Genomic DNA, 17243 nt, shown 5'->3' with positions numbered 1-17243 from the left:
TGTGTGTTTCCGGTCGTACGGCCCGGTCGTACGGCCTCGTTCGCGCGTGGGCATGCGGGCGTTGCCCTGCGCGCGTCGTCGTGGACCCGCCGCCTTTCATGCGGCGTTGGTCATGCGGCGAGGGTCGTTCGTGTTCGCCACGCCCCCCGCCGGTCATGCGGCGCCCTTCGTGCGGCGTCGGCCATATGCCCCCTTCGGGCGGATCATTCATACGGCCCGTACGGGCGCGTCAATCGTGCGCCCCGTCCGCGCACCTCGTGCGGGCGACCCGTGCGCGGGCCCGCGGCGTCGGCCGACCACCGTATTTGCGACCCCCTTCACTGCCGCCTGTGCAGCCGTCTCCTCCGGCCGCCTTCGCGGGCGCCTTCCCTGCCGTCGTCATGGCTCCCTGCGGCTGACGGCCTCGCGGGATCTGAACGCAGCCTTTCGCGCGGGGACTTGGTGCGGGGCTGCACGGGACGGTTTCCGGTCGCGTGAGGGCTGCGATCCGGACAGACCTCGGCCGTGCGCCCTGACCCTGTACACCTGACGTACCGTCAGCAACACTGGCCCGATGCGACGGACGACGACTGTGGCCGCCGCCTGCGCGGCCGTGCTGTGCCTGGGTTCCCTGCTGGCCGGCTGCGGCAGCGCGGACGGCGAGGGGTATGTCGCGGTGGGCGCGGCAGGCCCCGCCGGGGGACGTGCGCCGTCCCGGGGCGTGCCGCCGGAGGGCGGTGTCGAGCTGACGCCGCTGGACGGCGCGGGCGGCCGCGGGAGCGGCAGTGGGGACGGCAGGAGCGAGGGGCACGGCGAGGGCGGCGGTGCGCGTGCCGGCTCGTCCGGGGCGGGCTCCGCCACCGGACCCGGCACGGCGGACGAGGCCGACGGCGCAGGCGATCCCGGCAGGCCCGGCGCGTCCGGCGCCCCGCGCGCGACCTCCGCGCCGCCCGCCGGAGCGCACACCGGCCACGGCCCCGGCGGCGTCACGCCCCCGGCCTCGCCGAGTGCACCCAACTCCCCCACCCACCCCGGAGGTTCCACCCCGCCACACGGCTCCCCCGCCCCCGAACCGCCCTCCCCCACCATCCCGCCCGGTCCGGGCGCCCCCGGCGGCCTCCTGATAGGCAAGCCGGCCCTTGCCGGCACCGACGTCCGCTGGTGCCAGAAGGTCACCCTCGACTTCCTCAACAACGGCGACCGCCCCGTCACCACCGGCTCCGTCACCTTCGGCACCCACATCATCGGTGCCCTCGGCATCGACTGGGCCACCCGCACCTCCACCCATGCCCTTCCGCTGCCGCTCGCCGCGGGCAAGAAGAAGACCGGCACCTGGCGGGTGTGCGTGGACAGCTGGCGGGTGCCGCCGGGCATGCACCTCGACACCGAGGACGTGACCTTCACCTGGAAGTGAGGGGGCGCGGGCGGCCCGGTCGGCAGGGGGCCGGCCCGCCCCGCGCCGCCTGCCAGCCGGGCCCGTCAGTGGCTGAAACTCGCCCCTGGAGAACAAGGCCCGGGACGAGCCGGCGGACGCGGCGAAGACGGCCGGAAGGCGAGCCGGACAGCGGGCCGAACCGGCCACCCCGGAGAATTTCCCGAAGGGCGATGAGTTCCGACCGGTGGCACGGTCTGAAGAGGCACAGACGCAGCCGCCGGCAGCGACCCCGTCCCAGGGAGAGACCATGCCCCAGATCACCCCCAACCTGTGGTTCGACACCCAGGGCAAGGAAGCCGCAGAGTTCTACTGCTCGGTGTTCCCGAACTCGAAGATCAACAACGTCACCTATTACAACGAGGCAGGCCCGCGCCCTGCGGGGACCGTTCTGACGGTCGAGTTCGCGCTCGACGGCCAGGAGTACACCGCGATCAACGGCGGACCCGAGTTCACCTTCGACGAGGCGATCTCCCTGATGATCGTCTGCGCCGACCAGGACGAGATCGACTACTACTGGACCAAGCTCTCCGAAGGCGGCGAGGAGGGCCCCTGCGGCTGGCTGAAGGACAAGTACGGCCTGTCCTGGCAGGTCGCGCCCGGCGGCATGGCGGAGCTGCTCAACGACCCGGACCAGGAGCGCGCGGCCCGCGCCATGAAGGCCATGCTCGGCATGAAGAAGATCGACATCGCCGCCCTCCAGGCGGCGGCCGACCAGGCGTAGGCCGGGCGCCCCGGGCCACTCTTCCGGCAGCCGGCCCCGGCCCGCACCCGCCCCCCGGGTGCCGGCCGGGGCCGTCGGCGCCTCAGGACCGGCTGCGGTTCCGTCCCGCCCGCAGCGGGCGCGGCACGGAGCGGCGCTGGACGCCCACTTCGCGCAGCGCCCGGGCGGCGGCCTGCACGGCGGCGGGGGACGCCTGGGCGAAGACCGCTTCATGGGCGTCGGCATGGGCGCGGACGGCGCGCTCGGCGGTGCCCACCCCGTCCGGTGTCAGCCGGATCATGGTGCTGCGACCGTCGTCCGGTGCGGGCTCGCGGACCACCAGTCCGCGGCCGGCGAGGTGGTTGACGACGTTGCTGAGGCCGCCGGAGGACAGCAGCAGCACGCGGACCAGCTCGTTCGGCTTCATCCGGTACGGCTCGCCGGACCTGCGCAGGGCGACGAGGATGTCGAACTCGGCGACGGTCAGACCGAGGTCGGGGAGCACGCCGCGGGTGGCCGCGTCCAGGGCCGCGGCGAGCTGCGCTATCCGCTTCGACAGTTCCGTGCTCGGGCGGAGCACATCCGGCAGCTCGGCCCGCCAGGCGCTCAGCAGCGCATCGACGGGGTCGGGGGCCGGTCCGGATGCCGCAGTCACCTCGGCAGGATAGATCACCACCATGATAGCTTTCTATAAAGCTTTCTTCCGAACGTGTGGAAGGTGATGCGCCATGGGTATCGAGCACCACCACGCACCGCGCCTGCTGCTGCGCGGCGGCCTGGTCATCGACACCGCCCCCCACCCCGTCGTCCACCCGCACACCGATGTCCTCGTCGAGGGCGACCGGATCGCCGCGGTGGGCCGCGATCTGCCGCTCGACGACACCGACGCCGGCCTGGCGGTGATCGACGCCCGCACGATGATCGTGCTGCCCGGTTTCGTCGACGCCCACCGGCACCTGTGGCAGGGGGTGCTGCGGTCCGCCGCGGTCGGCGCCAGCCTCGACGGCTACTTCAGCCGGATCCTCGGGGACCTGGCCGGCCGCTTCACACCCGCCGACGTGTACACCGGCAACCTCCTCGGGGCGCTGGAGTGCCTGGACGCGGGGATCACCACCGTCCAGGACTTCTCCCACGTCCAGTACTCGCCGGAGCACACCGCGGCCGCCGTCGAGGCCCTGCGGGAAGCGGGCATCCGGGCCGTCTTCGGCTACGGCTACCCCGTCTTCGACGAGACCGCCCGGCAGGCCGACTGGGTGCGCAAGGCCCGCACCACGCACTTCGCGTCGCGCGACGCGCTGGTCACGATGGCCCTGGCCCCGGTCGGCCCCTCCTTCACGCCGCCGGAGGCGGTGCGGGAGGACTGGCTGCTCGCCCGCGAGCTGGGGCTGCCCGTCGCGGTCCATGTGAGCGCCGGGCCGGTGGCCGAGCGGCCGATCGCCGCCCTGCGGGAACAGGGGCTGCTCACCGCCGGCACCCTGTACGTCCACGGGAACTCGCTGCCGGACTCCGAGCTGCGGCTGATCGCCGAGTCCGGCGGAGCCGTGGCGATCACGCCGGCGATCGAGGCGTCGATGCGGTTCGGCGCGCCGATGGCGGGCCGGCTGCGCCGGGCCGGCGTCACCACGGGGCTGGGCGCTGACGCGGTGACCTCGGCGGCGGGCGATATGTTCTCGCAGATGCGCGCCGCGTTGATGAGCAGTCACTTCGACGGTGACACCGCCGCGGAGGAGTCCGCGGTCACGGCGGCCGACGTGCTGCGCATGGCCACCGCGGAGGGCGCCACGGCCCTCGGCCTGGGCGACGAGGTGGGCTCACTGGGCGTCGGCAAGCGCGCCGACCTCGTCCTGCTGCGCGCCGACGCCGTCAACCTCGCCCCGGTGACCCACGATCCGGTCGGCGCGGTGGTGACCGCCGCACACCCCGGGAACATCGACACGGTCCTGGTGGCAGGGCGGACGGTCAAGCGCGACGGGCGGCTGCTGTACGAGAACCTCGGCGGCGTACTGGCCGAGGCCCACCGCACGACCGAACGCCTCGGGGCGTCGAGTCCCTAAGGGCTGTCCCGTAATCCCTGGTGGATCAGCGCACGGCGTCGGCCGCGCGGGGGCTCCTACCGGCGAGAGCCGGGCACCTGCCGAAGCCGTCGTCGTGCATCCGCCAGGGATTCCGGGACAGCCCTTAGGGACTGTCCGGCGGCTCCTCCATGATGTCGGATGTGACGGGTGAGTTGTTAGCTCAGCGTGCACAACTGTGTTGGCAATGAGTTCACTTGTGGCTGTGGAGAGCCTGGTGCCGGATGAGGCGCGATAGGCGCGGCTGAAGTCGGTGGCGCGGACCAATCCCCAGCGGGCGGCGCATGCCTGGAGGGGTGGCCTGGCGGGCCGGGCGGTGAGCAGCGGCGGGCCGGTTCGCCGACGCCATGGAGGAGGCTCCGCTCGTCCCCGGCGAGGAGCTGCTCCGGCACCCGGCCGAGCGAACCGCCGAACGGGCCGGGGGACGGGACCGCCCGGGAACTCCGCCGCTGTGTCCACAGGCAGTGGGCAGCGCTGTGGGGCGCGCCGCCGAGCGCGGAGAGCGGGACCGGGCGCACGACGTGACCTGGGCGGACAGGCCAAGGGCCCGGCATCGCGATGCCGGGCCCGGTGCGTGGAGGAAGTGCTCAGGAGCGCGGGCCAGGCGGCGCCCCATACGGCCGGCATGACGACGATGAGGCCCACGCGGGGGCCGGCCGACTGCTGGGGCTACGGCCGCGGGCTCCGGGGTGGCGCCGGCCGCGACACGGGCAGGCATTCCTGCGTGAGACGGCGGTGGCCTCGTGAGGGAATGATGCGGCTGCTGCCCCGGGTCGTCCCGGACGGGCAATGGTGTTACCTCTCCGCCGTCTTGCCGGCGGGCCCTGGTGTCGAGGCCGGCCGGGCGAGCGCCTCGCGTAACGGGCGGAGAGCGGGCGGCCAGGAGACCGGCCCGGGGCCGGCCTCGATTCCCTCGGCACCGGATCCGCCCCGTGCCCCGTCCACATCGGGCGGGGCACGGGGCGAGCCGAGCCTCGGCACACAGACCTGACTGGCTGCAATTACCGCTGGGGGAAAGGCAGAACCTCGAAGTGGATTCCGCTTTCGTTGATCACGTGCGCGTGGTCACCTTGTAGTGCTTACCGTCCCACGGCGTCCAAATGGTGATGTTCTGACCCTCGGGGAAATCCTTCTGGCACACGACCCACTTCCCCTTACCGTGGTTGTTGATGCACTGACCCCGACGCTTCGGAGTATTCCACCAACCAGCAGGAGCGGATTTCACTCGGTTGAGGACGTAGACCTGGTCGGCGCTACGGTCATAGCACACCTTGACGCCGGGACTGGTGACGCACTTCTTACCCGGGAATTTCGTGGGGTCCCAGTCGATGAGCTGGCCCACGTTCACTTCCAAGTCCGGTCGAGCAGCGGTCGAGGCAGCCATCGCGACGCCGGCGCCCACACTGCTCGACAGCAGGACCCCGGCCGCCACAGCAACGACTCTTGCGTAATTCACTACATCTCCCCCTATGAAGCAATGACGGTCACGGCCCCCTCGCGGAAGCCTGTTCGAATTCAACACGACAGCCCGGTACCGGGCAAGTTCACGACGGGGCATTTTTGGCCACATTCGCTTGGCCAAAACGGACCCTCCCCAGCATGCGCACCCACTGCTGACACCTCCGCTATTTCCCACCGGACCTCCGCACGCCAAATATCCACGGAATTCCGAGATGGACACAGAGAAGTGGCGGAGATATCGGCACAGACGGCTCCGGAATGGCATCAACCGAGGAATCCCGACCCGGTGCGCACGGGCTGCGCAGGAGGTGGAGGAAAAGCAGTGCAAACCAGTAAGGGCCCGGCATCGCGATGCCGGGCCCGTGCGTTGAGGAGGGGTTCAGGCCAGCGCCAGCCAGGCCGCGCCCGCGACGACCAGGACCGCGATGATCACGCCGATGATGACGCCCACCCGGGGACCGGCGGACTGCTGCGGGGCGGGGGCGCGGCGGCTGCCGGTCTGCGGGGTGCCGCCCTCGTCCACGAAGGCCCGGAACATCTGCGTGCTGCCGGCCGGGTCGTAGTTGCCGCCGGCCTGGTTCTGCGGGTTGGTCGCCATGGGGAAGGACCCTAGCGAACCGGGCGCCCGGGGGCACCCCTGGGGCGCGCACGGGACGCCCGGGACGGCGCCTACGGAGCGGGGTCGGGCCGGGTACGGGGCGTGGGCGGGGGTGCGGGCGGGTCGTCTGGGGGTGTCCCGCTACCGGCCGGTATCGGCCGGGGCCCGCCATCCGGCTGCCGACCTGCACCTTTACGCGCCGCGTCGCCCCGATTGACCAATTGCCGACGCAGACTTTCCCCTCCCTTTACTTCAAGCCTGGACGATTCGTTTGCCTTCAGCAACCAACCTTGTTTATGGTTGCCCGAAGCAACAAAAGATGTTGATGCGATGTGCGATGGATGCGTGGAGGAACCCGTGGCCGCCCACAGTCAGTACGAGGAGCTGGCCAGGCAACTCAGCGCCATCGGTGCCGTCAAGCGCGAAATGGGGCGGATGCTGCCCCAGGAGTGCCCGCCGGCTTCGGCCGGAGTGCTCACCCTCCTCGACCGGCACGGCGAGATGCGGATGAGCCAGCTCGCCGAGCTGCTCGCCATCGACATGTCGGTGACCAGCCGGCATGTCGCCCACGCCGCCGAGCGCGGGTGGATCGAGCGCAAGCCCGATCCGGTGGACAAGCGGTCGCGGCTGCTGCGCCTGACGCCGAGCGGCACCGCGCTCCTGGAGGAGCTCGCCGAGCGCTACACCGCCACGCTCGCCCGGTACTTGGACGACTGGTCCGACGCCGATGTCGGACACCTCGTCGAACTGCTCGCCAGGCTCCGTACGAGCTTCGGCGACTGCCGCACCAGGGCGCATCACGACTCCACCACCCGTACACCCGCAGGATGAAAAGGAACTACATGGCTACGACCACACCAGCCGGTGTGCGGGGCGGCCACGCCAGGCACGGAGGCGGACACCACGCCTCCGACGGAGCCCCTATGACGCACCGTCAGATCATGGAGGCGCTGTCCGGGCTGCTGCTCGGCATGTTCGTCGCCATCCTGTCGTCGACGATCGTCTCCAACGCGCTGCCCGAGATCATTCACGACCTCGACGGCGGGCAGAGCGCCTACACCTGGGTCGTCACCGCCTCGCTGCTGGCGATGACCGCGACCACCCCGCTGTGGGGCAAGCTCTCGGACCTGTTCAGCAAGAAGCTGCTGGTGCAGTTCGCGCTGATCATCTACGTGGCGGGATCGGTCGTCGCCGGTCTGTCGCAGAACACCGGCATGCTGATCGCCTGCCGCGTGGTGCAGGGCATAGGCGTGGGCGGCCTGTCCGCCCTGGCCCAGATCGTGATGGCCGCGATGATCTCGCCGCGCGAGCGCGGCCGGTACAGCGGCTACCTCGGCGCCACCTTCGCCGTCGCCACCGTCGGCGGCCCGCTGCTGGGCGGCGTCATCACCGACACCGACTGGCTCGGCTGGCGCTGGTGCTTCTACGTCGGTGTGCCGTTCGCGATCATCGCGCTGATCGTGCTGCAGAAGACCCTGAAGCTGCCCGTCGTCAAGCGCGAGGGCGTCAAGGTCGACTGGGCGGGCGCCTTCTTCATCAGCGCGGCGGTCTCGCTGCTGCTGGTGTGGGTGACGCTGGCCGGTGACAAGTACGACTGGATGTCGTGGCAGACCGCCGCGATGGTCGGCGGCTCGGTCGTGCTCGGCGCCGTCTTCGTCTTCGTCGAGACCAAGGCCAAGGAGCCGATCATCCCGTTGCGGCTGTTCCGCAACAAGACGATCACCCTGGCCTCGGTGGCCTCGCTGTTCGTCGGTATCGCGATGTTCTCCGGCACCGTCTTCTTCAGCCAGTACTTCCAGCTGGCGCGCGGCAAGTCGCCGACGATGTCCGGCGTGATGACCATCCCGATGATCGGCGGCCTGTTCATCTCGTCGACCGTCTCGGGCCAGGTCATCACCAAGACCGGCAGGTGGAAGGCCTGGCTGGTCTCCGGCGGTGTGCTGGTGACCGCGGGTCTCGGCCTGCTGGGCACCATCCGCTACGACACCGAGTACTGGCACATCGCGGTCTTCATGGGCCTGATGGGCCTGGGCATCGGCATGATGATGCAGAACCTGGTGCTCGCCACGCAGAACCAGGTGGCACCCCAGGACCTCGGCTCCGCCTCGTCCGTCGTGACCTTCTTCCGTTCCCTCGGCGGTGCGGTGGGCGTCTCGGCCCTCGGTGCGGTGCTCGCCAACCGCGTCACCCACTACGTCAAGGACGGGCTGGCCGACCTCGGCCCGAAGGCCGCCAAGGCCGCCGCCCACGGCGCCGGCAACAGCGGCGGCGGCATCCCCGACCTGGACTCCCTCCCGGCGCCGCTGCGCACCGTCATGGAGAGCGCCTACGGTCACGGTGTCGGCGACGTGTTCCTCTACGCGGCGCCCTGTGCGCTGCTCGCCTTCCTCTTCACCCTGTTCATCAAGGAGGTCGCGTTGAAGACGCGTGGCGGACTGTCCCAGAGCGCGGAGGCCGCGGCCGCCGCGGACGCCCCGGCGGCCACCCCGGCGGCGGATGCCGCCGTCCCGGACCTCGCCGCCGCCGCGGCACCGGTAGAGGACCTGGAGCCCGCCCTGGTGGGCGCCCCGTCGGTGGCCACCGACGACGACGCGCACACCCCCTCCTGGGCGCAGCCGGCCGCGGCGACGGCCACCCGGCCGCTGGCGGCGTACGCCTCGGCGGGCGGCGGTGACGCCACCCCGGCCGGTTCCGCGATCCACGGCTTCGTCCGCAACGCGGAGGGCCACCCCGTACCGCGCTCCGCGGTGACGCTGATCTCGCTCGGCGGGCGTCAGCTGGGCCGCGCGGTCGCCCAGGCCAACGGCTCGTACGTGCTCGACGCCCCCGGCGCCGGCTCGTACGTGCTGATCGCCGCGGCCGACGGCCACCAGCCGCAGGCGTCCACGGTCGTCGTCGGCGACCAGCCCTACGGCTACGACATCCTGCTCAGCGGCACCAGCGGCCTCGGCGGGCAGGTCCGCAGCGCGGCCACCGGCGCGCCGGTCGAGGGCGCGATGGTCGTCGTCACCGACGTCCGCGGAGAGGTGCTGGCCACCGGAACGACCGGCGCCGAGGGCCACTTCGCCTTCGACGAGCTGGCGCCCGGGACCTTCACCGTCGCGGTGAACGCCGCGAACCACCGCCCGGCCGCCCTGCCGGTCGAGATCGGCGGCCAGGGCACCACCCGGATCGAGATCGAGCTGCTGTCCGGCGCGCGGGTGCAGGGCATCGTGCGGGCCGGCGGCCCGGGCGGCGCCCGGCCGCTGCCCGACGCGCGGGTCACGCTGGTGGACGCGGCGGGCAACGTCGTGGCCACCTCGACGACCGGGGAGGACGGCGCCTACGGCTTCACCGACCTGGACGCCGGCGACTACACGGTCATCGCGAGCGGCTACCCGCCCGTCGCCACCGGGCTGGCGGTCGGTGCCCAGGGAGTCGACGGCTACGACGTCGAACTCGCGCACCCCGGGGACTGAAACACCCCGGCCCCGGGGATCCACCCCGGGAGCAATACCCCGGACCGGGGCGCGTGTTGAGCGGAGACGCGCCCCGGACCGGACCCGAGGGCTCCGGCGGCGGCGCTGCGCACAGGCAGGGGACGGCCTGCACGCCGCCGTCCGGAGCCCGACCCCCGGGCTCCCGGCTCTCCCCCGCTCCCGGCTCCGGCCGGGCGCGGGGAGCCGGCGAGCACGGGGCACCCACCAGCAAGAAACGGGAGAGGCAATGACTTCGACGGGCGCGGGAGCTGCGGGACTGAGAGCGCAGGTCCGCACACGCGACGGCTGGGCGGTCCAGCACGCCGTGCTGACCGTCACCGACATGACGGGCGCGCAGGTGCTGCGCGCCGCGGCGGACGACGAGGGCACCATCCGCAGCGAACAGCCGCTGCCCGCCGGGCCGTACACGGTCATCGTGACGGCGGTCGGCTACGCCCCGGTCGCCTCCAGCGCGATCGTGACGCAGAGCGGCCGGATGGACGTCGGCAGCGTCGTCCTGGCGCGGCAGGGCGGGGCCGAGCTGCCGCCGCCCGGGGCCTGGACCATCGACCCGATGCACTCGACGGTGGCCGCGGTCGCCCAGCACCTGGGGATCTCCAGCGTGCACGGCCGGTTCACGGAGTTCAGCGGCCGGATCGAGATCGCCGAGGACCTCGGCGCCTCGCGGGTCGAGGCGGCCATCAAGGCCACGTCCATCGACACCGGCAACGGGATGCGCGACGGACACCTGCGCTCCGAGGACTTCCTGAACGTCGAGGAGTTCCCGGAGATCACCTACCGCAGCTCGGGCCTGGCGCCGGCCGGCCCGGACCGCTGGACGGTGCACGGCGAGCTGTCGCTGCACGGCGTGGTGCGCCCGGTGGACCTCTCGCTGAGCTACCTCGGCACCGGCCCCGACCCCTGGGGCGGGGTGCGCGCCGCGTTCCGCGCCACCGCGGAACTGCGCCGCGAGGACTTCAAGATGAACTACAACCAGGTCGTCGCGGCCGGTATCGCGGCGATCGGCACGACCCTGAAGGTCGAGCTGGACATCCAGGCGGTGCAGGGGGAGACCCTGCCGATGGGGTGAGGCATCTCCTTTGCACCCACCGGCGGGCACGACGAAGGCCCCGGGCCGTGAAGCCCGGGGCCTTCGTCGTGCCGGTGTCCCGGCCGGGCCTGCCGCCGTCAGTGCCCCGGCCGGTCCCGCATCGCCTCGATCCCCGCGATCTGCAGGTCGAGGGCGAAGGCGAAGTCCCGGTCGAGCATCTCCACCGCGCTGCGGCCCTGGCGGACGTGGTCGGCCCGGGTGGACGGCTCCAGCATCTCGGCGAACTCCGGCCGGTCCGAGAGCGCGGCGACGACCTGCTCGAAGTAGTCGTCCAGGCTCATGCCCACGGCCCGGCAGCGGGCCTCGTGCGTGGCCCGGATGGTGGAGAAGCCGTAGACGAAGTGGAAGAGGGACGCCAGCGCGCCGGAGGTACGGTCCGCGGCCAGGCCGCTGCGGCGCATCACCCGCTGGGTGGCGTTGGAGAAGGCCGTCGAATACGGGCCGATGTTGAGGAACTCGCCCAGCAGCCGGGCCGCCCAGGCGTGGCCCAGCAGCATGTCGCGGTAGCCGACGGCGAGGGTGCGCAGCTGGTCGCGCCAGTCGGCGTCCGCGTCCGACTCGTCGGGCAGGACCATTTCGCCGGCCACCGCGTCGACGGCCAGTTCCAGCAGGTCGTCCTTGGTGTCGACGTACCAGTACACGGACATCGCGGTGACGCCGAGCTCGGCGGCGAGCCGGCGCATCGAGAACTTCGACAGGCCCTCGGCGTCGAGCAGCCGGACCGTCGCCGCGACGATCTTGTCGAGGTCGAGTCCGGCCGGCTGCTCCGCCTTCCGTTTGAGCGGGGGCCGTTCGGTCAGCCAGACGCTGTTCGGCCGCTTACCGGCGCGCTCGTCCGTCGCTGCCATGGCGCCCCTCCCTGTCCTGAGCGTCTTCGACGTCGTGGGTGCCGTCGTCGAGGTCGGCGTAGGTGTCGTCATCGGTGACGGCACGTACGGGTGTCATACGCGCCGCCGGTACGCGCCGTTCACGATCACATACCGAGCCGATGCTATTCCGCCGCGGCGGCGGCCGGTTGCGCGCCGGCGGGCGGGGCGGGCCGCGCCGCGTCCGCGCCGTCGCGCTCCGCCCGGCGCAGCAGGACGGCGGCGAGCAGCCCGCCGAGGAACACCGCGGCCGCGCCGACCAGCTGGCTGGTGCCGATGCCGGACGCGAAGGCGTCGTGGACGGCGGACCGTTCGGCGTCCGTACGGGTCCGGGCGAGCGCCGCGGGCAGCGACCCGGCACCCGCGGCGACCAGCGGAAGCAGCGCCGCGAAGCGGGAGTTGAGGACCGCGCCGAGGACGGCGACGCCGAGGCCCTGCCCGAACTCCATCAGGGTGCCGTTCACGCCGGCCCCCACTCCGGCCTTGGCGGGCGGGATCGCGGACATGATGGCGTTGGCCATCGTCGGCATGGCGAACGCGACCCCGACGCCCATCACGACCAGGCCGCTCAGCATGCCGCCGTAGCCGGTGCCGCCCAGCAGGGAGACGACGGCGAGCCCGGCCGCGAGCAGCGACATACCCGACACGATCATCGCGGGGGTGCCGTACCGGCGGATCAGCCGGGCGCCCAGGCCGGTGAAGTTGACCAGGACGACGGTGACGGCGAGCGGCGCCATCCGCAGCCCCGCGTCCAACGGGCCGTACCCGAGGACGAGTTGCAGGTGCTGGGTGAGCAGGAACATCGAGCCGCCCATCCCGAAGGCGACGAGGATGCCGCCCGAGACGGCGCCGATGAAGCGGCGGTTGCGGAAGAAGTGCATGTCCAGCATCGGGTGCGGGACGCGCAGCTCCCACAGCGTGAAGACGGCGAGCCCGGCGACGCCGACGGCCGCGGAGACCAGCACCTGGCCGGAGCGCCAGCCGTGGAGCGGCCCGGAGATGATCGCGAAGACCACCCCGACCATGCCGATCATGGACAGCAGGGCCCCCGGCAGGTCGACGGGGGCCCGCTCCGCCGGGGCCGCTCCCGCCGGGGAGAGGCGCTCGCCGCGGCTGGTGGACTCGGGGACGAGGACGGCGACGGCCGCCAGCGAGGCCACCGCGACGGGGAGGTTGACCAGGAACAGCGAGCCCCACCAGAAGTGGTCCAGCAGTGCACCGCCGATCAGCGGGCCGGCGGCGAAGCCGAGGGAGTTGACCGAGCTCCAGATGCCGATGGCCCGGGGGCGCTCCTGGTCGTCGAAGATCTGCATGACGACGGCGAGGGTGGTGGTGACCAGCAGCGCCCCGCCGATGCCCATGCCGGCGCGGGCGGCGATGAGCTGACCGGGCGATTGGGCGAGGGCGGCGCCGAGCGAGGCGGCACCGAACAGCGCCAGGCCGACGAGGAGCATCTTCTTGCGGCCGTAGCGGTCGGCCGAGTTGCCCGCGATGAGCAGCAGACCGGACTGGACCAGCGAATAGGCGTTGATCATCCATTGGACGTCGGCGGTGGTCGCGCCCAGGTTCCCGGTGAGGGAGGGGATGGCGACGTTCAGGACGGTGTTGTCGAGGACGACCGTCAGCTGGGCCAGGCAGATGACGGCGAGGATCAGCCAGCGGGCGGCGGGCTTCCCCGGCGGCCGGAGGCCGGCCGAGGTGGCATCGGAGGCCACGGAGGTCATACGGGCTCCCTGTACGGTGCGAGCGGTGACTTACACCGTACAGGGCGCGCTATACGCCGTACATTTCCCTTTCGGCCAGCCGGGGGAGCGGGGCGGGGAAGCGGGGCGGGGGCGCGGCCGGAGCGGCGGGCCGGCGGCGCGAGCGCGCCGGCCGGGTCACGCTCCCCGGTCGCGCCCCCGGGGGTCACGCCTTCCGGGTCACGCCTTCCGGGTCAGGTCGTAGAAGGTGGCGCTGCCGGCGGTGACCTTCTTGAAGGTCTTCTCCACCCAGGACGTGATCTTCGACGAGCCGCCCCGGCCGCCGCCGGGACCGCCGCGTCCGCCGCCGGGGCCGCCCTGCCCGCCCGCGATGAAGTAGTGGATCTTCCCTTCCGCGACGTCCTTCTTGAACTGGTCGAGGGTCGGCGACGGGTCGCTCCCGTTGAAGCCGCCGATCGCCATCACCGGCTTCTCGGTGGCGAGTTGGTAGCTCGCGGCGTTCTGCGAGCCGATGGCCGCGGCGGCCCAGGTGTAGTGGTCCGCGTCCTTCTCCAGCAGGGCCTTGGCCTTGGCGCTCACCTTGCTGCCGTTGAGCAGGCCCCCCATGCCGCCCATCCGCCCGGCGCCCCGCTCCCCGAGGCCGCCCGGGCCGCCGGGGAAGCCCTGCCGACCGCCCCGCCGACCGCCGCCGGCGGCCTGCCCGGGGAACCGGCCCCGGGAGGCTCCGGGACCGTTGCCCTGTCCGGTGCCCTGCTTGCCGGCCTGGTTGGTGCCCTGCTTGCCGGCCGGGTTGTTGCCCAGGGGACCGCCCGGGACCCGTCCGCCCGGCGCGCCGCCCTTGGTGCCGCCCTGGGCGCCGCGCCACATCCCGGGCCGGCCGCCGGGGAAGCCGCCGCGACCGCCCATGCCGCCCCGCACCGCGGGACCGGCCGTGATGATCGACCCGCCCTTGGGGGTGTCGACCGTGTTGAGCGTGTACGCGACCGGCCCGGCCAGCGCCGTCACCACTCCGAGCCCGGCCGCCAGCACCGCAAGGCCCGGGCCCTTCCGCAGCGTCGGCCGCGCGGACGCCCCGTCCCCGGACGGGGCTCCCTCCCGTACCGGCGCTCCCGTCCGCGCCGACAGCAGCAGCCCCAGCACCGACAGCGCGCCGAGGACCAGGACCGTCCAGCGCAGCCACGGCAGCCAGCCCGGCGACCGGTTCAGCAGCACGAACGACCAGCCGGCGGTCACCGCGACCGCCGCGGCCGGCACGAGCGAGGCGGCCCGCCCGCCGCGCCGCCAGAACAGCCCGGCGCCCATCCCCACCAGCGCCGCGATGTACGGGGCCAGGGCGATGTTGTAGTACTGGTGGAAGATCCCGGACATGAAGCTGAAGGTCGTGAAGGTCATCAGCAGCGCGCCGCCCCACACCAGGAACTCCGCCTGCTGCCCGGCCCGTTCGGCATCGGTCGCACGCCGGGCCCGCCGCAGCACCCACACGGCCGCGACCAGCAGGACCAGCGCCGCGGGCAGCAGCCAGGAGATCTGCCCGCCCATGTCGGACGAGAACAGCCGGGTGATGCCGGTCTCCCCCCATCCGCCACCGCCGCCGCCGCCGGGACGGCCACCGCCGCCGACGCTGCCGGTCTCGTTGCCGGTGATCCGCCCGAAGCCGTTGTAGCCGAAGGTCAGTTCCAGGAAGCTGTTGTGCTGCGAGCCGCCGATGTACGGGCGGGAGGCCGCGGGCCACAGCTCGACGGCGGCCACCCACCAGCCGCCGGACACCACGATCGCCAGCCCCGCGAGCAGCAGTTGCCACAGCCGCCGGCGCAGCGCGACCGGCGCGCAGAAGACGTAGACCACGGCGAGCGCGGGCAGGATCAGCCACGCCTGCAGCGTCTTGGTGAGGAACCCCAGACCGAAGCAGACGCCGGCCAGCACCAACCACGTCGTGCGGCCGTCCTCAAGTGCCCGCAGGACGGCGGCGATCGCACAGACCATCAGCAGGCAGAGCAGCGCGTCCGGGTTGTTGAACCGGAACATCAGCGCCGCGACCGGCGTGACGGCGAGCGCCCCGCCGGCCAGCAGCGCGGCCCCCGCGCCGAACCGGCGCCGGACGGCCCCGTGGAGCACCCCGACCGTCGCCACGCCCATCAGCGCCTGGGGCACCAGGATCGCCCACGAGCTGAGCCCGAAGAGCCGTACGGACAGCGCCATCGGCCACAGCGCGGCCGGCGGCTTGTCGACGGTGATGGAGTTCGCCGCGTCGGAGGAGCCGAAGAAGAACGCCTTCCAGCTCTCGCTGCCGGCCTGTACGGCGGCCGAGTAGAACTGGTTGGCATAGCCGGATGCGGACAGGCTCCAGAGGTAGAGCACGGCCGTGACCAGCAACAACGCCAACAGCGCGGGCCGCGCCCAGCGCGGAGGGGCGGCGGGGTCCGCGGCCGCCGGGGAAACGGCGGCCGGGCCCGGCGGGCCTCCGTGCGGCGTGGACGGGGGCCGGTACGACGGCTGGGCCGGCGTAGCGGGCGGGTGCGGGGTCATCGAGCGCTCCTGGTCAGGTCGTGGTGATCGTGCGAAGGCTGCGGCTGCGGTCCGTCGGCGTCGTCGCGCCGCTCGCGGTCCGGGAAGACCCAGGCGCGGAAGAGCAGGAACCGCAGGACGGTCGCCGCGAGGTTGGCGGCGACCAGCACCGCGAGTTCGGTGCCGTGCGAGGCGTCGCCGCCGGTGGAGTCGAGGGCGGCCAGGGAGCCGCTGGTCAGCGCCAGTCCGATGGCGAATACCACCAGCCCCTGGGCCTGGTGGCGGACCGCCCGGTCCCGGCCCCGCACCCCGAAGGTGAGCCGCCGGTTGGCGGCCGTGTTGGCCAGCGCCGACAGCAGCAGCGCCACGGCGTTGGCGGCCTGCGGCCCCGCCCCGAGCCGGAGGAGCGAGTACAGGCCGAGGTAGAGCAGGGTGCTGAGTCCGCCGACGACACAGAAGCCGACGAGCTGACGGGCCAGGCCGCCGGGCACCCCGGACAGCTCCCGGTCCCGCGGATCGTCCCCGAACGGCCGGGCGAGCCGGTCCAGCGGCAGCGCGCCGGTCGCCAGCGCCCGCCCCACCCGCCAGACGCCCTTGAGGTCGTCGGTGGCGGTCCGCACGAGCTGCACGGTGCTGTCGGGGTCGTCGACCCAGTCCACCGGCACCTCGTGGATCCGCAGCCCGGCCCGCTCCGCGAGCACCAGCATCTCGGTGTCGAAGAACCAGCCGGTGTCCTCGATCATCGGCAGCAGCCGGGCGGCGACATCGCCGCGGAGGGCCTTGAAGCCGCACTGCGCGTCGGAGAAGCGGGCGGCGAGCGAGCCGCGCAGGATGAGGTTGTACATCCGCGAGATGAACTCCCGCTTCGGGCCGCGCACCACCCGCGCACTGCGGCTGAGCCGGGAGCCGATCGCCAGATCCGAGTGCCCGGAGATCAGCGGTGCGACCAGCGGCAGCAGGGCGTTGAGGTCGGTGGACAGATCGACGTCCATGTAGGCCAGCACCGGCGCCTCGGAGAGCGACCACACGGTGCGCAGCGCCCGCCCGCGCCCCTTCTGCTCCAGCCGTACCGCCGTCACCTCGTCGAGAGCGTCGTCGAGCAGGGCGGCGACCTCGGGCGTACGGTCCGTGCTCGCGTTGTCGGCGATGGTGATGCGGAAGCCGTACGGGAAGGTGCGGGCGAGGTGCTCGTGCAGCCGCCGCACACAGGGTTCGAGGTCGCGCTCCTCGTTGTGGACCGGGATCACCACGTCGAGGACGGTGGTGATCTGCCCGAGCCGCAGATGCTCGCGCGGCGGCAGGGAGCCCAGCGGGGTGCCGGGCGGCTGTGTCGTCGTCATGCCGACGACACTCGC

General features: G+C 72.8%; 14 protein-coding genes. 6 read left to right on the top strand and 8 right to left on the bottom strand.

The features are described from left to right. Positions 1–553: 553 nt before the first annotated feature. Together AB0411_RS09760 and AB0411_RS09755 are read left to right on the top strand one after the other, a co-directional pair. The gene (locus tag AB0411_RS09760) at positions 554–1393 is read left to right on the top strand and encodes a hypothetical protein (RefSeq protein WP_366416720.1); all 840 of its coding nucleotides are present in this window, start codon (positions 554–556) and stop codon (positions 1391–1393) included. A 268-nt stretch (positions 1394–1661) separates the two neighbouring features. Further along, positions 1662–2135: a VOC family protein gene (locus AB0411_RS09755; protein ID WP_366416719.1), complete on the top strand. Its 474-nt coding sequence runs from the start codon at positions 1662–1664 to the stop codon at positions 2133–2135. Between the two features lie 82 nt (positions 2136–2217). On the opposite strand, the gene AB0411_RS09750 is transcribed toward AB0411_RS09755, so the two are convergent. Next, entirely contained in the window at positions 2218–2769 is a 552-nt protein-coding gene (locus AB0411_RS09750) for a MarR family winged helix-turn-helix transcriptional regulator (RefSeq protein ID WP_366416718.1), read from the bottom strand. 73 nt (positions 2770–2842) lie between these two features. On the opposite strand from AB0411_RS09750, the gene AB0411_RS09745 reads away from it, so the two are divergent. Next, a complete protein-coding gene (locus AB0411_RS09745) occupies positions 2843–4168 on the top strand; it encodes an amidohydrolase family protein (protein WP_366416717.1) in 1326 nt (441 codons plus the stop codon). Positions 4169–5237: 1069 nt separating this feature from the next. Here AB0411_RS09745 and AB0411_RS09740 read toward each other — a convergent pair. Together AB0411_RS09740 and AB0411_RS09735 are read right to left on the bottom strand one after the other, a co-directional pair. Then, positions 5238–5642, bottom strand: a complete 405-nt coding sequence (locus tag AB0411_RS09740) for a hypothetical protein (RefSeq protein WP_366416716.1) — start codon at positions 5640–5642, stop codon at positions 5238–5240. A 384-nt stretch (positions 5643–6026) separates the two neighbouring features. Continuing rightward, positions 6027–6245: a hypothetical protein gene (locus tag AB0411_RS09735; RefSeq protein ID WP_366416715.1), complete on the bottom strand. Its 219-nt coding sequence runs from the start codon at positions 6243–6245 to the stop codon at positions 6027–6029. A 357-nt stretch (positions 6246–6602) separates the two neighbouring features. On the opposite strand from AB0411_RS09735, the gene AB0411_RS09730 reads away from it, so the two are divergent. The 3 genes from AB0411_RS09730 to AB0411_RS09720 all read left to right on the top strand — a co-directional run bounded on the left by AB0411_RS09730 (position 6603) and on the right by AB0411_RS09720 (position 10793). Further along, a complete protein-coding gene (locus tag AB0411_RS09730; protein WP_366416714.1) occupies positions 6603–7076 on the top strand; it encodes a MarR family winged helix-turn-helix transcriptional regulator in 474 nt (157 codons plus the stop codon). 11 nt (positions 7077–7087) lie between these two features. Next, positions 7088–9703, top strand: coding sequence for an MFS transporter (locus AB0411_RS09725; RefSeq protein WP_366416713.1), 2616 nt, complete (start codon positions 7088–7090; stop codon positions 9701–9703). A 247-nt stretch (positions 9704–9950) separates the two neighbouring features. Next, the gene (locus AB0411_RS09720) at positions 9951–10793 is read left to right on the top strand and encodes a YceI family protein (RefSeq protein ID WP_366416712.1); all 843 of its coding nucleotides are present in this window, start codon (positions 9951–9953) and stop codon (positions 10791–10793) included. A gap of 98 nt (positions 10794–10891) precedes the next feature. Here the strand turns inward: AB0411_RS09720 and AB0411_RS09715 are convergent, their stop codons facing one another. The 5 genes from AB0411_RS09715 to AB0411_RS09695 all read right to left on the bottom strand — a co-directional run bounded on the left by AB0411_RS09715 (position 10892) and on the right by AB0411_RS09695 (position 17228). Then, positions 10892–11662 carry a TetR/AcrR family transcriptional regulator gene (locus AB0411_RS09715; RefSeq protein ID WP_366416711.1) on the bottom strand — a complete coding sequence of 257 codons (771 nt, stop codon included), beginning with the start codon at positions 11660–11662 and terminating at the stop codon, positions 10892–10894. Further along, complete coding sequence (locus AB0411_RS09710) at positions 11634–11759, bottom strand: hypothetical protein (protein ID WP_366416710.1); 126 nt, start codon at positions 11757–11759, stop codon at positions 11634–11636. Before AB0411_RS09710 ends, AB0411_RS09715 begins: the two co-directional genes overlap by 29 nt. A gap of 46 nt (positions 11760–11805) precedes the next feature. Then, on the bottom strand, positions 11806–13404 hold the full coding sequence (locus tag AB0411_RS09705) for an MFS transporter (RefSeq protein ID WP_366416709.1): 1599 nt from the start codon (positions 13402–13404) through the stop codon (positions 11806–11808). 198 nt (positions 13405–13602) lie between these two features. Beyond that, positions 13603–15909 carry an ArnT family glycosyltransferase gene (locus tag AB0411_RS09700; RefSeq protein WP_366416708.1) on the bottom strand — a complete coding sequence of 769 codons (2307 nt, stop codon included), beginning with the start codon at positions 15907–15909 and terminating at the stop codon, positions 13603–13605. Then, positions 15906–17228, bottom strand: a complete 1323-nt coding sequence (locus AB0411_RS09695; RefSeq protein ID WP_366416707.1) for a glycosyltransferase — start codon at positions 17226–17228, stop codon at positions 15906–15908. Before AB0411_RS09695 ends, AB0411_RS09700 begins: the two co-directional genes overlap by 4 nt. Between the last annotated feature and the right edge of the window lie 15 nt (positions 17229–17243).

The organism is Streptomyces angustmyceticus (assembly GCF_040701845.1).
GTDB lineage: Bacteria > Actinomycetota > Actinomycetes > Streptomycetales > Streptomycetaceae > Streptomyces > Streptomyces angustmyceticus_A.
This window is presented reverse-complemented; position numbering and strand designations above follow the sequence as displayed.